19 protein-coding genes are annotated in these 20,099 nt (G+C 36.4%); 15 read left to right on the top strand and 4 right to left on the bottom strand.

Annotated elements, in window-relative coordinates:
* Positions 1 to 142: 142 nt before the first annotated feature.
* The 9 genes from FAZ19_RS12510 (at position 143) to FAZ19_RS12470 (ending at position 9,733) form a co-directional block, all read left to right on the top strand.
* A complete protein-coding gene (locus tag FAZ19_RS12510) occupies positions 143 to 1,459 on the top strand; it encodes a D-alanyl-D-alanine carboxypeptidase (RefSeq protein WP_136821051.1) in 1,317 nt (438 codons plus the stop codon).
* A gap of 41 nt (positions 1,460 to 1,500) precedes the next feature.
* A complete protein-coding gene (locus FAZ19_RS12505) occupies positions 1,501 to 2,808 on the top strand; it encodes an MFS transporter (RefSeq protein WP_136821050.1) in 1,308 nt (435 codons plus the stop codon).
* Between the two features lie 6 nt (positions 2,809 to 2,814).
* On the top strand, positions 2,815 to 3,549 hold the full coding sequence (locus FAZ19_RS12500; protein WP_136821049.1) for a (Fe-S)-binding protein: 735 nt from the start codon (positions 2,815 to 2,817) through the stop codon (positions 3,547 to 3,549).
* Positions 3,550 to 3,568: 19 nt separating this feature from the next.
* Complete coding sequence (locus FAZ19_RS12495; RefSeq protein ID WP_136821048.1) at positions 3,569 to 4,447, top strand: sugar phosphate isomerase/epimerase family protein; 879 nt, start codon at positions 3,569 to 3,571, stop codon at positions 4,445 to 4,447.
* 78 nt (positions 4,448 to 4,525) lie between these two features.
* Positions 4,526 to 5,335 carry a hypothetical protein gene (locus tag FAZ19_RS12490; RefSeq protein ID WP_136821047.1) on the top strand — a complete coding sequence of 270 codons (810 nt, stop codon included), beginning with the start codon at positions 4,526 to 4,528 and terminating at the stop codon, positions 5,333 to 5,335.
* 112 nt (positions 5,336 to 5,447) lie between these two features.
* On the top strand, positions 5,448 to 7,043 hold the full coding sequence (locus FAZ19_RS12485; RefSeq protein WP_136821046.1) for a peptide MFS transporter: 1,596 nt from the start codon (positions 5,448 to 5,450) through the stop codon (positions 7,041 to 7,043).
* Positions 7,044 to 7,200: 157 nt separating this feature from the next.
* The gene (locus FAZ19_RS12480; RefSeq protein WP_136821045.1) at positions 7,201 to 7,926 is read left to right on the top strand and encodes a polyprenol monophosphomannose synthase; all 726 of its coding nucleotides are present in this window, start codon (positions 7,201 to 7,203) and stop codon (positions 7,924 to 7,926) included.
* Positions 7,927 to 7,940: 14 nt separating this feature from the next.
* Positions 7,941 to 8,963, top strand: a complete 1,023-nt coding sequence (gene ruvB / locus FAZ19_RS12475) for a Holliday junction branch migration DNA helicase RuvB (protein WP_136821044.1) — start codon at positions 7,941 to 7,943, stop codon at positions 8,961 to 8,963.
* Between the two features lie 8 nt (positions 8,964 to 8,971).
* Positions 8,972 to 9,733, top strand: coding sequence for a hypothetical protein (locus FAZ19_RS12470; RefSeq protein WP_136821043.1), 762 nt, complete (start codon positions 8,972 to 8,974; stop codon positions 9,731 to 9,733).
* Here the strand turns inward: FAZ19_RS12470 and FAZ19_RS12465 are convergent.
* The 3 genes from FAZ19_RS12465 to FAZ19_RS12455 all read right to left on the bottom strand — a co-directional run bounded on the left by FAZ19_RS12465 (position 9,725) and on the right by FAZ19_RS12455 (position 14,267).
* Positions 9,725 to 10,261: a hypothetical protein gene (locus tag FAZ19_RS12465; protein WP_136821042.1), complete on the bottom strand. Its 537-nt coding sequence runs from the start codon at positions 10,259 to 10,261 to the stop codon at positions 9,725 to 9,727. The genes FAZ19_RS12470 and FAZ19_RS12465 overlap by 9 nt on opposite strands.
* 7 nt (positions 10,262 to 10,268) lie before the next feature.
* A complete protein-coding gene (locus FAZ19_RS12460) occupies positions 10,269 to 12,755 on the bottom strand; it encodes a S9 family peptidase (RefSeq protein ID WP_136821041.1) in 2,487 nt (828 codons plus the stop codon).
* A 93-nt stretch (positions 12,756 to 12,848) separates the two neighbouring features.
* Positions 12,849 to 14,267 carry an ATP-dependent DNA helicase gene (locus FAZ19_RS12455; protein ID WP_136821040.1) on the bottom strand — a complete coding sequence of 473 codons (1,419 nt, stop codon included), beginning with the start codon at positions 14,265 to 14,267 and terminating at the stop codon, positions 12,849 to 12,851.
* Positions 14,268 to 14,358: 91 nt separating this feature from the next.
* Here FAZ19_RS12455 and FAZ19_RS12450 point away from each other — a divergent pair, with 91 nt between their 5' ends.
* Genes FAZ19_RS12450 through coaD form a run of 3 tightly spaced genes read left to right on the top strand, consistent with a single transcriptional unit; the run spans position 14,359 to position 16,150 of the window.
* Complete coding sequence (locus FAZ19_RS12450; protein ID WP_136821039.1) at positions 14,359 to 15,150, top strand: DUF3822 family protein; 792 nt, start codon at positions 14,359 to 14,361, stop codon at positions 15,148 to 15,150.
* Positions 15,141 to 15,677 (top strand): RsmD family RNA methyltransferase, encoded by a 537-nt coding sequence (locus FAZ19_RS12445; protein WP_136821038.1) that lies wholly within the window; start codon positions 15,141 to 15,143, stop codon positions 15,675 to 15,677. Before FAZ19_RS12450 ends, FAZ19_RS12445 begins: the two co-directional genes overlap by 10 nt.
* A 5-nt stretch (positions 15,678 to 15,682) precedes the next feature.
* Positions 15,683 to 16,150 carry a pantetheine-phosphate adenylyltransferase gene (coaD, locus tag FAZ19_RS12440; RefSeq protein WP_136821037.1) on the top strand — a complete coding sequence of 156 codons (468 nt, stop codon included), beginning with the start codon at positions 15,683 to 15,685 and terminating at the stop codon, positions 16,148 to 16,150.
* Here the strand turns inward: coaD and FAZ19_RS12435 are convergent.
* Complete coding sequence (locus FAZ19_RS12435) at positions 16,147 to 17,454, bottom strand: DEAD/DEAH box helicase (RefSeq protein WP_136821036.1); 1,308 nt, start codon at positions 17,452 to 17,454, stop codon at positions 16,147 to 16,149. The two genes, coaD and FAZ19_RS12435, sit on opposite strands and share 4 nt — an antisense overlap.
* Before the next feature lie 258 nt (positions 17,455 to 17,712).
* Between FAZ19_RS12435 and FAZ19_RS12430 the strand changes: the two genes are divergently transcribed.
* From FAZ19_RS12430 to FAZ19_RS12420, 3 genes are all read left to right on the top strand, one after another.
* Positions 17,713 to 18,600: an OmpA/MotB family protein gene (locus tag FAZ19_RS12430; protein ID WP_136821035.1), complete on the top strand. Its 888-nt coding sequence runs from the start codon at positions 17,713 to 17,715 to the stop codon at positions 18,598 to 18,600.
* A 128-nt stretch (positions 18,601 to 18,728) separates the two neighbouring features.
* Positions 18,729 to 19,481: a hypothetical protein gene (locus tag FAZ19_RS12425; protein ID WP_136821034.1), complete on the top strand. Its 753-nt coding sequence runs from the start codon at positions 18,729 to 18,731 to the stop codon at positions 19,479 to 19,481.
* The gene (locus FAZ19_RS12420; RefSeq protein WP_136821033.1) at positions 19,481 to 20,077 is read left to right on the top strand and encodes a hypothetical protein; all 597 of its coding nucleotides are present in this window, start codon (positions 19,481 to 19,483) and stop codon (positions 20,075 to 20,077) included. The genes FAZ19_RS12425 and FAZ19_RS12420 overlap by 1 nt, the downstream gene beginning before the upstream one ends.
* Positions 20,078 to 20,099: the final 22 nt, after the last annotated feature.

Raw genomic sequence — 20,099 nt, 5'->3', positions numbered from 1 at the left:
ATGCTAATGCGTGTTTGTAATCAACGAAAGCAAGAGGTATCGGCAGAATAAGGTAGTTAAGTTCGCTAGAGATGACGGATACGTTTTTTAATAATTTTAATTGTTACACCACAATTATCCAAAAAAATGTTATTTTGGATTCATGATTAATTTCTTGAAGAATGTGTCGTTATGTTTAATAGGTGTTCTATTTCCTTTATCGACCGTACAGGCACAAAATTTTGATACGTTGCAAGAACTATTTAAGGGTTCGTCAGTTCTGAATAAACACTATTATGGGTTTAGCTTATATGATTTGGACAGTAACAGATTTGTCTATGGTAATAACGAAGATAAGCATTTTACCCCCGCATCAAATACAAAGGTTTTTACATTATTTGCCTCTTTAAAAATTATTGGAGATTCTATTCCCGGAATCGAGTATATTGAAAAGGGAGACTCTTTATTATTTTGGGGTACGGGCGATCCCACATTTCTGCATCCTATTCTAGATTCGCGTCGGGTGTATAATTTTTTGAAATTTTCGAATAAAAAATTATTTTATGTATCCCAACAAACTGCTGAACCATTTTATAGAGAAGGGTGGTCTATTGAAGATTATGCTTATGATTATCAACCCGAAATAGCTGTATTTCCTATATATGGTAATTTAGTTCGCTTTAAAGCTTTAGGGAAAGATATTATCGCTTTTCCGAAACTATTTAATAACAAACTAACCATTAGGGAGAAATACGCCCGACATTTTAATATCATTCGTGATTTCCATTCCAATGCCTTTGAGCTAACGAATGTAAATCCGAGTGCGTCCTATCGTTCAAGTAAACCGTTTCATTGGTCAGACAGTCTTTTCGTCAATTTATTATCGGACACATTGTCTGTTAATATTAGACTATTAAGTAACTATAGCAAACCATCGGATACAAAAACACTTTATTCCGTGCCCAGAAATGTGGTTTTACGCGAAATGATGCTTCCTAGTGATAATTTTTTGGCGGAACACCTTACTATGGTAGCTGCAAAGATAAAATATAGGGAATTCCAAACGGATTCCTTGCGTGTCGAAATGCAAGACAAGTTTTATAAATTATTTACGGATTCTATACAGTTGCGTGATGGAAGTGGCTTATCGACATATAATAAGGTAACTCCGAGAAGTATGGTTGAACTATTAGTGTCCGTGAAGGAGATTTTTCCGGATTACAACCAATTATTTAATTACTTTCCTGCCGGCGGTATCGATGGAACTTTAAAAACGGCTTATGCATTGGATCAGGGTGTCCCCTTTGTTTGGGCCAAAACAGGAACTATTCACGCTGTACATTGTCAATCGGGCTATCTAGTGACGCGTACGGGGAGGAGGTATGCATTCTCTTTTTTGAATAATAATTTTATAGGAAGTGCCACTCCTGTACGTAAAGAGATGGTGCGAATAATGACGTTCATTCGTCAAAACTATTAATATTCTAAAACAAATGGTATCTTCGTAAATCAATAAAAAAAATGCTGGTTTTAAAAAAAAACGATAAAAAACTTGTACGTTCCTGGGCAATGTACGATTGGGCAAATTCGGCTTATAATCTTGTCATCACTTCTACGATATTTCCGGTCTATTACACGGCTATTACGACGACACGAGAAAAAGGAGATGTCGTAAGTTTTTTTGGTTTTGAGGTAATAAACACAGTCCTTTCCAATTATGCATTGGCAATCGCTTACTTAATTATGGCACTGGCGTTGCCTTTTTTGTCAGCTTACGCAGACTTAGGTGGTAAGAAAAAGTTTTTTATGAAGTTGTTTACTTATATAGGTGCTTTAGCCTGTATGGGACTGTTTTTTTTTAAACTTGAGACGTTGGAATTAAGTATTGTGTTTTTTGCGGTTGCCGCAATGGGTTATATCGGTGGTGTCGCCTTCAATAATTCATATCTTCCGCTGATCGCTACTGTTGATCAACAGGACAGGGTAAGTGCGCAAGGATTCGCATACGGGTATGTAGGCTGCGTAACTCTTCAATTAATCTGTTTTGTATTTGTGTTTAAGCCGGAATGGTTTGGAATTATAGATGCTTCTTTTCCGGCGAGATTTTCATTTTTTCTTGTAGGATTGTGGTGGATGGTATTTGCGCAGATACCGTTTGGCTATTTACCCGAATCGAAACCATTACTGGGTGATACGCAAGTCGTATTTTTTGACAAGGTGAAAAATGAGTTTAATCAGGTATTATCCGAGATAAAACAAATAGAACCTATTCGCCGCTTTTTACCGGCTTATTTCTTTAATGCTATGGGAGTACAGACGATTATGATTGTAGCGGCAGCTTTTGGTGAAAAGGTTTTGAATCTTGGAGCTACGAAGTTAATAGCAACAATTATATTGATTCAGTTAGTGGCGATTGCTGGAGCTTACCTAATGTCGAGCTTCGCTAAGCGTTACGGAAACATTAAGGTATTACTGGTGGTCGTTCTGATGTGGGTTTTTATATGTATTTCCGCTTATTTTTTGAATAATGAATTCCAATTTTACGGTATTGCTTTTATGGTAGGATTAATGATGGGCGGGATTCAGGCTCTATCAAGGTCGACTTATTCCAAACTCTTGCCACAAGATATGGAAGATACAACGGCATTTTTTAGTTTCTATGACGTCACGGAGAAGTTGGCGATTGTGTTTGGATTGTTTACTTTTGGTATCATTGAACAACTAACACACAATATTCGGAATTCAGCATTATTTCTTTCCGTCTTTTTTTTAATAGGATTCGTTTTAATGTGGAGAGTATTAAAGTTTAACACATTATTGAAGAATTAGTGTCTTATGCATAAAAAAGTAGAGTTATTTATCCCATGCTTCATTGATCAATTGTATCCTGATACAGCGTTTAATACCGTGAAGTTATTGCAAAAGGCCGGTTGCGAAGTCATTTACAATAGTGAACAAACGTGCTGTGGGCAGCCGGCTTATAATGCGGGCTTTTGGGATGAGGCTAAGACTGTGGGGGCTAATTTCTTGAATAATTTTACCGAAAATAACTATATTGTATCACCTTCTGCCTCTTGCACAGGCATGGTGAAACACGGCTACAACGATCTATTTACCAATTCGATCGAACATAATAAGTGCAGGAATGTGCAAAGAAATATCCATGAAATATCTAATTTTTTGGTAAATGTATTAAAAAAGGAATATTTTGGTGCTGAATTAGTGGGGACAGCAGTCTATCATGATTCTTGTTCTGGTTTACGGGGATGCAAGATAAAGGAAGAACCTAGAGTGTTGCTTTCACACGTCGGAGGACTTGAATTGGTAGAAATGCGAGATCAAGAAACCTGCTGTGGTTTTGGAGGAACGTTTGCTGTAAAGTTCGAGGGAATTTCTGCAGCGATGGCAGAGCAGAAAGTAAAAAATGCACAAGCTGTACATGCTGAATATATCATTTCTACGGATTCGTCCTGCTTGCTACAGCTCCAAGCATACATTGATAAACATAAAATTCCCATGAAAACAATACATCTTGTGGATGTACTGACTTCAGGATGGGCAAATATTTAATATATAAATCTATAAAATAATGAATTCAAGAAGAGATTTTATTAAAAACCTAGGGTTGGCGACAGCGGGTATAGTATTGTTGCCACCATTAGAAGGTTTTGCGGCAAAAAAGAAATGGTTTGACATTTCGTTGGCTGAGTGGTCCTTACACCGTACGCTTCACAAAGGTGATTTGAAAAATATTGATTTTCCAGAATTTACAGCTAAAAATTTTGGTATTTACGGCGTGGAATATGTCAACTCTTTCTTTAAGGATAAAGCAAAAGATATGACATATCTGAAAGACTTGAATAACAGAGCAAAAGATAACGGGGTAAAAAATGTACTGATTATGGTAGATGGAGAAGGGGATCTAGGTCATGCAGATGCTCAAAAAAGAGCGCAAGCTGTAGAAAATCACTATAAATGGGTTGATGCTGCAAGTTTTTTGGGATGTACATCTATCCGGGTAAATGCAGCAGGTAGCGGGACTCGTGAAGAAGTGGCAAAGCGGGCTGTTGAAAGCCTTTCTACGTTATCTAGTTATAGCAAGAAAGCAAAGATCAATGTTATTGTTGAGAATCATGGTGGCATATCTTCTCATGGTGACTGGCTAGCTGATGTGTTGAAATCTGTTGGCAATAAATACTGTGGTAGTCTACCTGATTTTGGTAATTTCTACGAATATGATCGTTATCAAGGTGTGAGTGATCTGATGCCTTATGCAAAGGGGGTTAGTGCCAAAGCACATGATTTTGATGAAAGCGGCAATGAAGTCAATATTGATTACGCAAAAATGATGAGAATTGTGAAAGATGCGGGCTATAAAGGTTTTGTAGGCATCGAATATGAAGGTGGTACTTTGAGTGAAATCGAAGGTATTAAAGCAACAAAAACTTTATTAGAACGTTTTCAATAAAGTATGATTAGAAAAAGCTTACTATGCATTTTTCTCACTTGTAGTATACTTTCATCTTTTGGACAAAATACCCAAAAGATGAAAGTATGGCAAGATAGTTTGGTGAAGTTGGGTACTAAAATGTTTAGAAACTCTGCAGAACCCGAGCGGCTTGACAACAATTTCAAATTTGTGAAGACCTTAGTGTCCGCTTTAAAAGAACCAAACTCTTATTATTATTCTTTTGAGCAATTAAATATGATTGCGATTTTGTCGTCTCCGGACAATAACTTCAGGATATTCTCTTGGAATATCCCATTACAAGATGGTTCCTATCTTTATTATGGGACTATTCAACATAAAACAGCAAACGGCCAAATTAGCTTGACACCCCTATTTGATAAAACATTTGAAATCAACGCTGTAGATAGTGCTGTTTTAAGTAATGCAGAATGGTATGGAGCACAGTATTATGATATTGTTCCACTTGGTAAAAACCAATACGTATTATTGGGATGGAAGGGGCATCATGCCGAATATACTAAAAAAGTTATAGAAATATTAACGTTAAAAGGCGGCAATCACGTGGAGCTAGGAGCACCAGTCTTTTTAGAAAATCCCAAAATAGTTAGACGAATATTTTCTTATACGCGTCAAGCAACGATGTACTTAAAATATAATAGGACGCACAACAGAATTGAGTTTGATAACTTGGTGCCCGCTAGCTCTAGTCTCAAAGGAAATTTCAAATATTATGGTCCGGATTTATCGTATGATGCATATGAAGTTACTAAAGAAGGTAAATTAAAATTGCAGATGGATATTGAGGTTAACAATGTGGAAAGAGGAGATGAGGATAGGTACATTGACCCACAGAAACCGGGTAAAAAGCGTAAAAGCGGACTTTGATAATGTAAATATTTTAAGATAATTGTTTTTTTAACCAAAATAGTCTTTTCTTTGCCTTGAAAAATTAAATAAGCCAATAGATTAACAGATAAATTATAATAAATAAACAGGTATGGTTGAGCAACAAAATGATGAATCCTTAGTAAAGCATCTAGCTAAGCAAGGGATCGACGAGAAAATGGTAATGGGACATCCCGCCGGACTCTTTGTCTTATTTTTCACCGAAATGTGGGAACGTTTTAGCTATTATGGAATGCGTGCGCTTCTGACATTATTTTTAATCAGTACGATTGCTGATGGAGGCTGGGAATGGACTAATGAACGAGCAATGAAATTGTATGGTTTGTATACCGGCTTGGTTTACCTTACACCCCTTTTAGGTGGAATTATTGCAGACAAACTTACTGGCTATAAGAAGGCAATTACCATAGGTGCTTTGATCATGACATTAGGACATGCATCGATGGCCTTGGAAGGCATCAGTGCCAATTTCTTTTACTTAGGTTTGATATTGATGATCCTTGGAAACGGTATGTTCAAACCAAATATCTCCTCCATGGTAGGAAGCTTGTATCCAGATACAAGCACAAAGAAGGATGCAGGTTATACGATCTTTTATATGGGTATTAATGCCGGTGCTTTTCTAGGTATGTTATTGTGCGGATATATCGGAGAGAAAATAGGCTGGCACTATGGTTTCGGACTTGCAGGTATTTTTATGTTCTTTGGTATGCTACAGTTCTATTTTGGAGAGAAGATATTCGGTATTATCGGGGAATCTCCAAAAGTAGTTAAAGATTTCAACGAACGGAAAATCGCAAATAAGGAAGATGAAGCTGATGTTGTACTGTCCGCTAATGTGGTAAGGGACAGGTTAGTAGTCGTAGCTGTATTGATGATCGCGAGTATTGTTTTTTTTCTAGCCTTTGAACAGGCGGGTGGATCTATGTCTATCTTTGCCAAGGATTATACCCAGCGTGTGCTGGAAGGTAATGCCGCCACTACATTTAAATGGATTGATGCGATATTGACAATTGCTCCGATAGTAATAGTAACATGGGTGCTATTTAGCCTAGCGAAAAAGATATACAAGCAATACCCTCTTACGATTATATTTACCGGAGTTTCGTTTTCGATAATTTGGGTTTTAGGATTTTGGAAAATTTATAGAGAATTTGATTCCGTTGAGACCGAGGTTGCTGCTTCTTGGTTCCAGATTTTGAATTCTTTTTTCATTATTGCCTTAGCATCAAGCTTTAGTAAATTTTGGGAAAAAATTTGGAATCCATCTGGTCCTGTAAAATTTGCTTTGGGCCTTATTTTGGTGGGTATCGGGTTTGCTGTTTTAGCTTATGGAGCCAGCGCTATTCCGCCAGGAGCAAAAACAGCTTCAGTAAGTATGATCTGGTTAATTGTTGCCTATTTTTTTCATACGACAGGCGAGTTGTGTTTATCGCCAGTTGGTCTCTCTTATGTAAGTAAGCTATCTCCTAAAAAATTTATAGGATTATTGTTCGGTTTTTGGTTTTGTGCTTCTGCTATTGCGAATTTCATTGGCGGACTATTAGGATCCTACATCGATAAAATCGCGGAGACATATTCAATGTCTTATTTCTTTATGATTTTTGCGATTATTCCAGCGGTTACAGCACTGCTTTTAATCGTTTTTAATCCGGTTTTGAAAAAAATGATGCATGGTGTAAATTAGTGTAAGTGTATAAACGAAAATGAGGTTGTTTTAGAAAGAAACGACCTCATTTTCGTTTATACACATTTTTATTTTTTATCTTCCTAATTTATATGTTGTTTTTCAAACTTGCATATCAAATCAAGTTTGTCTAAGTTTGCACTTTAACATTTTAGTAGTGACGGATAGCGTAGTAATTATTCCAACATACAATGAAATTGATAATATCGAAAATATCATTCGTGAAGTTTTTTCATTAACTGTCGATTTTCATGTCTTAGTTGTAGATGACGGTTCTCCGGATGGAACCGGTGAAGTGGTTAAAAAACTAATGGAATCGGATTATACTGGCAGATTGTTTATTGAAGAACGGAAAGGGAAATTAGGTTTAGGCACTGCGTATATCCATGGGTTTAAATGGTCTCTTAGTAGGGATTATACGTATATCTTTGAAATGGACGCAGATTTTAGCCACAATCCTAATGACTTGATACGTTTAAGGCAAGCCGCTCTAGAAGGTGCTGATATGGTCATCGGATCACGCTATATTAAAGGTGTAAATGTGGTTAACTGGCCTATGAGTCGTGTTTTGATGTCGTATTTTGCTTCGGTATATGTACGTATGATTACACGGATAAACATTCAGGATGCTACTGCGGGTTTTGTTTGTTTCAATAGAAGAGTATTGGAGAGAATAAAATTGGATGAAATTCGTTTTGTAGGATATGCTTTTCAGATTGAGATGAAGTTTAAAGCCGTACAGTATGGATTTAATGTTTTGGAAATTCCTATCATATTTACGGATCGTACTTTAGGCGTTTCTAAAATGAGTACAAAGATATTCCGGGAAGCTTTTTGGGGTGTAATACAGTTGAAATTAGGTAGTTTATTCAAAAAGTATTAATAACAAAGTTATAAATGAACGAGAATCTTGATCCCAATCCAGAACGTCTAAATCCTACGGAGAAAGAATTGGAAAGAGTTTTGCGACCGCAAAATTTTGAGGATTTTACTGGACAGGCCAAGATTCTGGAAAACCTTTCTATATTCGTAAAAGCGGCTAAATTACGTGGCGAAGCACTTGATCACGTTCTATTACACGGCCCTCCAGGACTGGGGAAGACAACACTATCCTACATTATTGCTAACGAGATGGGGGTGGGAATCAAAATTACTTCTGGACCAGTCTTAGACAAACCTGGAGATTTAGCAGGATTACTCACCAATTTAGAGGAGGGGGATATTCTGTTTATAGACGAGATACATCGCTTATCACCTGTTGTAGAGGAGTATCTGTATTCCGCGATGGAGGATTTTAAAATCGATATTATGCTGGAGACGGGACCAAATGCCAGATCGGTACAGATTTCTTTGAATCCGTTTACCTTGGTCGGTGCCACTACACGTTCAGGTTTACTTACGGCTCCATTAAGAGCGCGATTTGGTATTAATTCGAGACTTCAGTACTATGATGCAAAATTGTTGACTACTATCGTACTTAGGTCATCAAGTATATTAAATACAGCAATCAGTGAAGAAGGTGCTTACGAAATTGCTAGAAGAAGTCGCGGAACTCCTCGGATTGCAAATGCTTTGTTGCGTCGAACACGTGATTTTGCACAAATCAAGGGAAATGGAAGCATTGATAAAGCAATTGCACAGTATGCATTAAAAGCCCTAAATGTCGATGAACATGGATTGGATGAAATGGATAATCGTATCCTGTCTACAATTATAGATAAATTCAAGGGAGGGCCTGTAGGGCTAAAAACAATAGCGACCGCAGTAGGTGAGGATGAAGGCACAATAGAAGAAGTCTATGAACCATTTTTGATTCAAGAAGGGTATATTATGCGTACCTCTAGGGGAAGAGAATGTACTGAGGCAGCATACAAACACCTAGGGAAAAACAATTATAGTAAAGGAAACACACTTTTTTAAAGTTTATTATGAGATACCTTTTATTTGCAATTCTGTTGTTAAATTTATCGGTTGCCTATGCTCAATTAGATTGCCCGGTTCCGTTCGGAACTAATAATGGTGATCAAAAGTATCATATCACTATCGGTGTGGGGCAAACGAAATTGTACGGTGATATGGATAAATCCGGCACCATGGGAACCGCGTTTTTTTTGAAAGTTGATTATAAATTATTAAAGGGACTTCATATTGGTGTAGAAGGGCAAATAGGAAGCTTGGAAGCCGTACCTTCAATTGTGGACGAAAGATATGTAACAAATAATTATTATTCGGGTGGTGTTTTTGTGACCGCTTATCCTTATGATATTCTTACTAATAGTAAATCATCCTATAATTATTCACTTAAAGATAGATTGTTAAGTGGTTTCTATGTAGGCTTAGGCATTTCAGGACTACGTAACTCCTATAAAGAAGGTGATATTTACCGAGATCCAAATTTACTTTATACTTACGGTCCAATAGCATATTACGATGAAAATAATTTACCTGTATTCAAAGAAAAAATAAACTCTTTGTTACTACCAGCAATAAATGCTGGTTTGGCATTTCCTATTAATAAACACACTACCCGTACGGGTAGGTATTGGAGTGCAGTATTGAATGGACAATTTAATTTTGCAAACAACGAGTTATTGGACGGTTACATTCCATATGACCAAAATGGTCGACGAATCGAAAGTAATAATGATATGTACACTTTTTACTCTTTAGGCGTCCGATATTCACTTTAATTTTTTTAATAGTCGATTTCCTCTGCTTTTAATAGCGGGTGTGGGATTTTCTGAAATACATAGGCTTATCAGGGCAGTTAATTCTTCTTGAATCCAATCTTCATCATTCTTTAAATAATATAAGATATCAAAACAGTTTACTTTTACAGCTATTGGACAATTTAAATCAAGTAAACAGGCAAATGTCTTTTCCAGAATGCGCTTGCGTTGACCACTTTCTAAGGTGGGGAACTTGTTTTTGGGAGATAAGATCCACATAACTAATTTGGTGTAGGAACGGAGGCAGCTCCAGTTCTCCGTTATGTTATAAGCATCGATGACCTGCCGTGAATAGTTAGGAAAGTAATGAGGTTCTTTGAGAAATACTGTTTCTATAATCCATGCAGCCCGGAAAGCGATTTGCTTATCGTCGGTTTGTAATGAAAGTATAAATAGCTGATTTAATGGATGTAACTCGAAAATTGAAGAAGAGACTTCCGAAACCCTAATTTTTAGTAGGGTTTTGAAAGTCTCTTCGTAATTATTCAAATTTATACTATTTTTTAAGTGGTCTGTCACGATTCATCTCTATAATGTCAACTTTATCTCGTTTAGATTCTCCTAAAAGGTGTTCACTAAAATAATCAGCCATTTTCCAGAAGAAGTATTCAGTCATATCACCAAATGCATGACGTTGTCCGGGTAATAACAAAAAGTCAAAACGCTTATTTGCTTTTATCAATGCTTCTGCCATGCGGATTGAGTTTGCGGGATGCACGTTATTATCAATATCTCCCGTTACGATCAATAATTTTCCTTTTAGATTATTGGCCAACTCTGTGTTTTTTTGTATTTGATAGTTAAAGGTAGTATCTCCTTTTTCTGTGATAGATTCCTGTACGCCGTGGTGACGTTCGCTCCACCATCTATTGTAGATATTGTTCTCATGATTACCTGCCCCCGAAACAGCTACTTTGAAAAAATCTGGATAAACCAGCATCGCCGCTGTTGACATGAATCCTCCACCCGAATGGCCGGTGATACCCACTTTATTTATGTCGATGAAGCTATGTCGTGCAGCTAGTTGTTCTGCAGCTACTTTTTTATCCTCCAATCCGTAGTCTCGTAAATTTCCATAACCGTATGTATGATACCATTCAGAACGAGCTGGATGCCCGCCACGATTACCCACTGAGATTACCACAAAACCTATTTGTGCAAGACGATCGATCCGATCCATACTTCTTCCAAAACTCTTATTCACGGCTTCCGTTTGAGGTCCTGGGTATACATATTCAATGATAGGATAAACCTTAGTGGAATCGAAATCATAGGGTTTATATAACACACCATACAAGTCTGTAATACCATCGCCTGCTTTTACTTTGAACGTTTCGGGGAATCTATATCCGGCAGCGAAAAGCTGGGTAAGATCTGCTTCCTCTAGTTTCATAATTAACTGACCAGAAGAATTATATAGATTAGATGCCGGCGTGGTATCCACACGCGAAAAGTTGTCTACAATGAAAGTTCCACTTTCACTTACATCTACTTGATGATCATAATCTCCTTTTGTTACCAATTTTAAACCTGACCCATTCTTATTAATTGCATAATAATTGGAGTAATAGGGGTCAATGTCTTTTTCGCGCCCATTGGCTTTGAAATATATGGTACTGGTTGATTCATCAAATGAAGTTAGTTCCTGGCAATGAAATTCACCTTTTGTTATTTGGGTAAGGAGTTCTCCTCCCGTATCATATAAATAAAAGTGCCCCCATCCATCCCGTTGAGACCAATGGATAAATTGATTGCCATTATTGATAAAGGTCGGTTTTTGAATATCAAGGTAAACGTTCGAACGTTCTTCAACTAATGTTCGTGTACTGCCGTCGACACCTATCGCAAGGAGATCGATACGTTTTAAATCACGACTTGATCGGGCAATATAGAATTCCCTATCGTTACCAAGCCAATAATTGATGAAATGTTTACCCTTAAGATTTTCCTTTTTTCTATCTTTAGACCAAAGGCTTAACGTTTGATTTTTGAATCCGTAAATAGGAATCTGTGTCGGTTTTAGCGAAGTTACATCGAAAAGATGGAGTTCTACTTCCGTTGAATCAACCTCTCCTGGCATCAGGTATTTGTAGGTTTCAAGGGTCGGTCTTTTACTACCCACATTATTTATGACCCAAAGTGCTGGATTATTTCTATTGTCTTTACGAGTTAGAACAAAATACTTCCCGTTCGGGCTCCAATTCAATCGTACGGGCTTTCTTTTTTTTATTTCTTCGTCTTCAGACTTTTTATCTCCAGTTGTAATACTATATTCATCGCCGCCCCATGCGTAATATTGCACCCCATCGGTTGTGAATTGATTTTCTACAATAGTAGAATCCTTTTCATCCTGAATCGCCTTTTTGTAATTGGCGTAGTCCATCCAATAGAGATTGTAGTTTTTAGCATAATATACGCGCGACGTGTCTGGATTAAAGATCGCCCAATGCGGTTTTGCTTTTTCCTTGGTAGTATCGCTTATTTCCTTTAATTCTTTAGAAAGAAGGTCATATTCGAAAAAAAAAGTCTTTTTCTTTATTGTATCCTTTTTATTGGTCAGCTTTTTGATCTCATCCTTGTTTTTTAAAGTATCTTTTGTACTGGGAACTTCAAAACGGATTATATTTTCATTATCCATAAAACGTAAGTTGTCTAACGTCAAGTGCTGGGCATCAAAAGGATTTCGAACGATTGAGGTTATTTTTGCAGCCATTTCAGTTCGGTCAAACAACTCAGATTTTTCACGAGATTTGGGATTAACTAAGTACCAACTTTTACCCGATGAAGTGGTATATTCATACCAAAATTTATCCCCGTAGTTTATCCAATTAGGCCTCACTTCGGTTGAAAATATCATGGTACGAAGTTTAGAAGGAGAAAATTTAGAAGCCAACTGGTAATTAGGTTTTACTTGGTTGTCCTTTTCCTGTGCATATGAAAGTGAGATGCAGGTGAGGAGTATTCCTAAGATGTAATTCTTCATGTAATATAGAGAGTTGATAATAATTGATAACGAAATTATCTTTTTTTAATAAGAAATAGGGGCAGTAATGTGTAATATTTTTGATAGTAATTTTTAATAAAATTTCTCATTAAAATTGACCAAAAATAATTCTTGTCTGGCGCGTGTAATAGCAGTATAGAGCCATCTTAAAAATTCGGTATTTAACATTTCATCTATTAAATAGCCTTGATCGATAAATACGAGTGGCCATTGTCCTCCCTGTGCTTTATGACAAGTAATTGCATATGCAAACTTAATCTGCAACGCATTATAATAGGGATCCTTTTTTATTGCTTCAAGACGATCTCGTTTAGAGCCCATATCTTCGTAATCCCTGGCTATGCTTTCATATAGTTGCTGCTGTAAATCATAAGGTAATTGGGGAGCATCAACATGAAGACTATCCAATAACACGCGACAACGTATAGCATCACCTTCATTATTATCCATGAATTCTAAATATAGATCAGCAAAGCGAAAACCGTGCATGTCGTGTACATTGCTTACCTTGCGAATAATGGCCATGTCTCCATTCGCGATAAACCCGGTATGATTTTCATCATGTTGTTGCAACCAATAGTAGTTGTTACGCACAATCATGATTAAATCGCCCCCTGTGATTTCTTCTTCTCTAAAGAGTATTTGATTCCTGATATGCTTATTGTATAGGTTGGCGGATTTATTCGATCTACAGATAACCATACAGTTTTCTATACCGTGTTTGTCGTAGGCATAATGCAAGCCCTCAACCAATCGTTCCCCTGTCATCCTATATATATCTTTGAATCCATTGGTTATAAACTTTGGAAAGCTATAGGTGGCGTCACTTTCGTCCAGTTTTATTTCGTTCCGAATCTTAGTGGCGTTAAATAGTATTCCAGAGTTTTTTGCTTGGCGCACTACATCCGTCATTTCGTAAGTAATGGTTTGGAGCCCAAATTCTTGACTGATATAACCTGAATTTAACGCAGGACTATTTTCTAATCCCACCGGTGGGAGTTGGGCGGTATCGCCAACAAAAATGAGTATGCAATTTTCGCCAGAATGCACATATGAGATCAAATCGTGTAAAAGTCCATTTGAAAAAATATTTATTCCCTCATTGGATATCATAGATGCTTCATCGATAATAAACAGCGTATTCTGATGTCGATTTTCAGCGATCGAAAAGTCCATTTGTAGCGTAGCTGCAGTTTTTTTTCGGTATATTTTTTTGTGAATTGTTAATGCATTATGTCCTGAATAAGCTCCCATTACTTTGGCTGCCCGCCCTGTAGGTGCAAGAAGGACAGCTCTTTTTTGCAACTTGGGCAGTGCTTTTACCAATGAACTAATGATGGTAGTTTTTCCTGTACCAGCGTATCCTTTTAAAATAAAGCAGGAACTTTTAGAAAATGTATGTAAGAAGTCAGCTAGTAGAGTAAATACCTCTTCTTGTTGTATAGTAGGTTTCCATGAAAACTCTTGAATCAGTAAATTTTTAATATACACATTCAAAGTTATTTAAAAGGTTTGTCAATTCAATTGTAAAAGCTAATTTTGTTGTCGAAGGTTGGCGTAATCTGCTAGATAATATTATTCAATGAATTACACATCAGAAGAATTTCATATTCACTATATTTCCTCTTATACACTATTTGTAAATAGTGATTATACCTACGACCATTTAGTAGTTGTAGATGAACAAAAGAATGTTTTGGTTTTCATGAAGTACAAAACTACTAAGCCGTCTACTGACGCAATGAAAATATTAAGTTTACCTTTTCAACATGTATTTGTTACGCTCCCCCACCAGAGTCTTGTTTTGACACCAACTGATGTGTTTCAAGACGGAGAGAAGGACATTTATACAGATTATTTTATAGATCAGGATGCAGATCATACCTACGTAAAACACTTATCTTTTGGTATTACTGGGCTTTATCAATATGATTTATTGTTATATAATAGATGGAAAAATCTTTTTTCGGATGCTCATTTTATTCCATCGTTTGAAATAGTTGTACGACAAGCTCAGTCAAATATTCCTATTCAAGGGGAGACTTTAGGTGTTCATATTTATGACAGTCAAGCGGATCTCTTTTTATATATAGATGGTGCTTTACAACTATATAACACATTTGAGGTTCAGACCGTTGACGACTTGAATTACTTTGTGTTAAGCATATTCAAAAATTTCGGTTTAACTCATAAGATACAACGCATTTTGTTGAGCGGCACAAATGAGGGCTCAGAGTGGGGAGAGCGATTATCTAAATACACGGAGGATTTAGAGGTGATACGAGCTAAATCAAAGTGGATTACATCTGATGATGAAGTGAAAAAGCAGATGTCATATTTGAATATCTTACTAGATAGCCAATTATGCGTATAATAGGAGGCAAACTAGGTGGAATTCGACTCCATCCACCTACTGGTTTGCCGGTGCGACCGACGACCGATATTGCAAAAGAGGCATTATTTAATATTTTGTTAAATCAAATAGATGTGAATGCAACCACATGTTTGGATTTATTTTGTGGAACAGGAAACATCTCTTTTGAACTCGCATCTCGTGGAGCTACTGAGATTGATGCGATAGACATCCATAACAAATGTCTTCTTTATATTAAGGATACTTGTAAAAAGCACGAGATTAAAACCATTCATACGCGCAAAGCGGATGTTTTCAAGTACATTACCTCGTGTAAAAAAAGCTATGATTTGATCTTTGCCGACCCACCATACGATATTGATCGCTTACCGCAGTTACCCGAAATGATTATGACCAATAACCTATTAAAGGTAGGAGGGATTCTCGTAGTGGAACATCCTTCTACGCGAAAAATGATGACGGATGTCACTTTTGTGGAAACGCGAAAATATGGATATTCATCTTTTAGCTTTTATAAACAAAAATAATTCTAATGAGAATAGCAGTCTTCCCAGGTTCATTTGACCCATTTACTTTGGCCCATAAAGATTTAGTAGATAGATCGTTGTCATTGTTTGATAAGATTTATATAGCAATCGGTGTGAATTCTTCTAAAAAAGGTTTAATGGCATTTGAGAAACGGAAAAGTGCAATTGAATCGGTGTATGTTAACTCAGATCAGGTAATTGTAGGCTTGTTCTCAGGACTCACGGTTGATTATTGTTCATCCGTAGGTGCACGGTTTATATTGAGAGGTCTACGTAATGCCAACGATTTGATTTATGAAGATGCTATTGCTCAGAATAATTTGATTCTAGCACCCCACATTGAAACTTATTTTTTATTGAGTAGAAGTGGTACTGCACATATTTCTTCTACAATTGTGCGCGATATCCTTGCTAACGGAGGGGCTATTGATAGATTAGTACCCCAAGAAGTGATTGATTTTATAGAAGATTAGGTTCGCATAAATTTGATTTTATTACCCTTGATCTTACCTATTCCGTCATTCTTTAAAATCCGGGAAGCTACATTTCTTTTTACCGCGATATAAGACTCGTTATCTTTAACCTCTATGATACCTATATCATCTTTTTGAATGCCATCAAGTTGAAGTGTGTATCCTACCAGATCAATTTTATTAACTTTATTCTTTTTACCGACAGGGATATAAAGTGTGGCATAAGGTGTGTTTGATGGGAGATTATATTCTTCATCCAATATGATTTCTTCAGCAGGCTCAATTAGATACGGAAAATCATCGTCTGGTTTGAGCATAACAATAACGTCACCTTCTGTGTTCATACGTGCAGTACGTCCGTTTCTGTGTACAAAAGCATCTTCTTTATAAGGAAGCTGGTAGTGGATGATGGTGTCTACGGCTGGAATATCGAGGCCGCGGGCGGCTAAATCTGTTGTTAATAATATACGGTTGCTATTATTTCTAAACTTTAAAAGTGCTAACTCCCGGTCTCTTTGTTCTAGTCCGCCATGAAAAACGTCATGAATAAGCATACGGTCTTGCAATAGTTCACTTATATGGTCTACGGCATCCCGATGATTGCAAAAGATAAGTATTTTTTTATCTCCTAGTTTACATAGTAATTTAAATAGCGTTTTTAGCTTATGTTGAGGAGAAGAGGTTGTTTTTTTAAAAGTTAGTTTAGGAATACTTTCATCATCTGTCAAATAGTCGATGATGATAGGGTCGTTAAGCGTTATAAAACTAGGATATTCATCTAACTTTGTCGCCGACGTAAGTATCTTGTGTTCAATGTGACTAATCTGTGCGAGCAAGTTAGACATCTGCCCCTGAAAACCAAATTCTAAGGACTTGTCAAATTCGTCCAATACGACGGTGTGTATCTGTCTTGGATTAAAATGACCCCTATCCAAATGGTAGATAAGGCGCCCTGGTGTGCCAATTAGTATACTAGGAGCTTCTTTCAGTGCATTCCGTTCGATCTTGGTGTCATGTCCGCCATAACAGGTCGTTATTTTATTACCTTTTGTCACTTTTTTAATGACAGATTCTATTTGTAGGGCAAGTTCCCGGGTCGGAACAACAATCAATACCTGCACAACATCTTTTAGATATGGATCTAATAGCTGATTGATAATTAAAGAGAAGGCGAGTGTCTTACCTGTTCCCGTAGGTGATAGAACGATTAAATCCTGCTGAGCGCGGAATTTTTCGGTAACCTCCAGTTGCATAAGGTTTAACGATTCTATATTTAAACTTTGAAGAATTTTTGAGATATCCATGGTGCTAAATTAGTTAAATAATACCGTAGCGTTACCAATATTAACAAGAATTGGTGACTCAAAATCAATATCAAATAAACGTGTTTTTTAAGATAACTTTTGAAACACAGTAATAGATACATTTGTCTTTACTTGCATCGCCAAGGATAAGCTTTAGATATCCCGTTTAAAGTTTATTTAGTTAAAATACTTAAATATTGTTAACATGATGTAGAAAGGCATTTAATTTGCTATCTTCACATGAAAAACAATAGATACATGCTTAAACATAAGAGAATAATTCCGATTACTATACTACTGGGTAGCTTAGTAATGGCTAGCTGCGTTAGCAATAAAAAATATTTGTCTTTGCAGACACAACATCAAGATTTGGCGACACTTTATCAACAGGGACAAGTGGATTTAGCCGAAAGCCGAGCTAAGGTAAAAAGTCTGGAAGATCAATTAGAGCAGGAAAAAAAGAATAATATTGCCTTAAGAGAAGCATATTCAAAATTGCAAACGTCATTAGATAAAAGTATATCGCAAAACTCGCAAGGCAACGTGAATATATCTAAACTTGTCGACGAGATCAATGCTTCAAATAAGTATATCAAACACCTTGTTAATACAAAAAATAAGAGCGATTCATTGAATGTCGTATTGACAAATAATTTAACACGCTCACTAAGCCGCGAAGAATTACGTGACGTTGATGTAAAAGTATTAAAAGGTGTAGTGTACATTTCCCTTTCTGATAATATGCTTTACAAATCAGGTAGTTATGAGATCTCTGACAAAGCTGGCGAAACATTAAGTAAGATTGCCAAGATTATTCAAGATTATAAAGATTACGAGGTTCTTATAGAAGGTAATACGGATAGCGATCCGATCTCGAAAACAAACATCCGCAACAATTGGGACCTAAGTACTTTAAGAGCATCATCGGTAGTACAAGCGCTACAAAATAATTATGGCATAGAACCGAAAAGACTTACAGCTGGAGGTCGGGGCGAGTATAACCCTATTGCAGACAATTCTACACCTGATGGAAAAGCTAGGAATAGACGCACTCAGATTATCATTACACCAAAATTGGATCAGTTCATGGAGTTGATCGATAAAGCTCCTGAAACAGATAGTGCACCTACGATAGAAGATTTATAAAATTATCCAAATTGTGAAAATGTCCTTAATAATAATTGTTAAGGACATTTTTATGTTAGATACAAAAGACGCTATATTTAAATTTGAGATAGCGCTAAATTTGGCATGATTGTTTATACTCAGCAAGGATGATTTTAAAGAAACTTCAACTAGTCATTATCTTGTCGACTTTTTTTCTATTTATGGGCTGTAGTTCGATGTACATGCCCAATGTTCCGGCTACTCCGATGTTCAGAACTCAGGGTGAGGTATATGTTTCTGGCCATATAAATACGAAGGGTAATTTAAGTGGTTCTTTAGGAGTAGCGGCTACCAATCGTGTGGCGATAATTGCGAATGGATCGTATGTCAAGAATGGTGTGAAATCCAATGAACAGTTCGATCAAAAAATAATTGAAGGAGGGATAGGCTATTTTACTAAAATAGGGGAAAATAAAAGACAAGTATTGGAATTGTATGCTGGGTATGGAATAGGGAATACATTAAATATAGATAAACGAGCGTCCACGACTGGATTCGAAGCAGTAGAAATACGTGATATGAATTTTGATAAAATATTTGTTCAGCTAAACTATTCTGCCACACGTAAGCGCAAATTAAATCTGTTCGGCAATAAAAGAGAATTGAATTATGGTACTGCAATTCGATTAAGTAGAATAGGAACAACAGATTTTACTATTGATGGTATAGATTTACAGTCAGAAGAAAATCTCTTTATCGAACCTGTTTTTTTTACCCGAATGGAGCTTTTTAATGGTTTCCAATTACAATACACAACTGGCTTTAATATCGGTATGGTCGATAATGAATATTTAAAGGCAGGTAATTCAGTTTTTACGTTAGGCGTGTCGTATAATTTTGTACGAAAAAAAAATAAATAATGAAAAGAATAAGTTTAATATCAATTATCGTTGTAATAACGTTTGTGATTACCGGATGCGTCGCAAGTAAACGAGCGCAATTAGAAGCATTGGCAAAATGTACATACGATGTTCAGTCCATTAACAATATGTTAGTGGGCGGAAAATCGGTCGAAAGTTTTGATACAGGAAATGGGATTAACATCGCTTCAATACCAAGTATCGCATTGGCTATTTTGAGAAAAGATTTGCCACTTGAAGCGAATGTGAATTTGAAAATAATGAACCCTTCCCCGACGGTGGCTGCTATTAATCAGTTTAAATATCTAATAGAAATACAAGGTAATCCAGTATTTGAGGGAACAGTCGATCAAAACATTCATTTAAGCACAAATGAATCTAGCGTGGTTCCATTAAGTTTTAAATTAAATTTATTTGGAGCAGATAAAAAGGATAACTATGTTGAAAAAATTTTTGACGAGCTTTTTAAAAGAGAGAAGAGCGATAATTTTATGACTTTGAAAATTAAGCCCTCCTTTCGAATAGGAGGAAACAATATTTATTATCCGACATACATTACAGTAGATACCAATTTGCTAAAAAAACTTAAAATTTAGATTTTTTAGCAAATTGTTTAAC

The sequence above is a fragment of the Sphingobacterium alkalisoli genome (assembly GCF_005049105.1).
In the GTDB taxonomy this organism is placed as follows: domain Bacteria; phylum Bacteroidota; class Bacteroidia; order Sphingobacteriales; family Sphingobacteriaceae; genus Sphingobacterium; species Sphingobacterium alkalisoli.
The sequence above is the reverse complement of the archived record's forward strand: the minus strand, read 5'-3'. Positions and strand labels throughout refer to the sequence as shown.

What these genes read in the sequence shown, in the direction of transcription:
- FAZ19_RS12510 (WP_136821051.1), top strand. Translation starts at nt 143, where the DNA reads ATGATTAATTTCTTGAAGAATGTGTCGTTATGTTTAATAGGTGTTCTA.
- FAZ19_RS12505 (WP_136821050.1), top strand. Translation starts at nt 1,501, where the DNA reads ATGCTGGTTTTAAAAAAAAACGATAAAAAACTTGTACGTTCCTGGGCA.
- FAZ19_RS12500 (WP_136821049.1), top strand. Translation starts at nt 2,815, where the DNA reads ATGCATAAAAAAGTAGAGTTATTTATCCCATGCTTCATTGATCAATTG.
- FAZ19_RS12495 (WP_136821048.1), top strand. Translation starts at nt 3,569, where the DNA reads ATGAATTCAAGAAGAGATTTTATTAAAAACCTAGGGTTGGCGACAGCG.
- FAZ19_RS12490 (WP_136821047.1), top strand. Translation starts at nt 4,526, where the DNA reads ATGAAAGTATGGCAAGATAGTTTGGTGAAGTTGGGTACTAAAATGTTT.
- FAZ19_RS12485 (WP_136821046.1), top strand. Translation starts at nt 5,448, where the DNA reads ATGGTTGAGCAACAAAATGATGAATCCTTAGTAAAGCATCTAGCTAAG.
- ruvB (WP_136821044.1), top strand. Translation starts at nt 7,941, where the DNA reads ATGAACGAGAATCTTGATCCCAATCCAGAACGTCTAAATCCTACGGAG.
- FAZ19_RS12470 (WP_136821043.1), top strand. Translation starts at nt 8,972, where the DNA reads ATGAGATACCTTTTATTTGCAATTCTGTTGTTAAATTTATCGGTTGCC.
- FAZ19_RS12460 (WP_136821041.1), bottom strand. Translation starts at nt 12,755, where the DNA reads ATGAAGAATTACATCTTAGGAATACTCCTCACCTGCATCTCACTTTCA.
- FAZ19_RS12450 (WP_136821039.1), top strand. Translation starts at nt 14,359, where the DNA reads ATGAATTACACATCAGAAGAATTTCATATTCACTATATTTCCTCTTAT.
- FAZ19_RS12445 (WP_136821038.1), top strand. Translation starts at nt 15,141, where the DNA reads ATGCGTATAATAGGAGGCAAACTAGGTGGAATTCGACTCCATCCACCT.
- coaD (WP_136821037.1), top strand. Translation starts at nt 15,683, where the DNA reads ATGAGAATAGCAGTCTTCCCAGGTTCATTTGACCCATTTACTTTGGCC.
- FAZ19_RS12435 (WP_136821036.1), bottom strand. Translation starts at nt 17,454, where the DNA reads ATGGATATCTCAAAAATTCTTCAAAGTTTAAATATAGAATCGTTAAAC.
- FAZ19_RS12430 (WP_136821035.1), top strand. Translation starts at nt 17,713, where the DNA reads ATGCTTAAACATAAGAGAATAATTCCGATTACTATACTACTGGGTAGC.
- FAZ19_RS12425 (WP_136821034.1), top strand. Translation starts at nt 18,729, where the DNA reads ATGATTTTAAAGAAACTTCAACTAGTCATTATCTTGTCGACTTTTTTT.
- FAZ19_RS12420 (WP_136821033.1), top strand. Translation starts at nt 19,481, where the DNA reads ATGAAAAGAATAAGTTTAATATCAATTATCGTTGTAATAACGTTTGTG.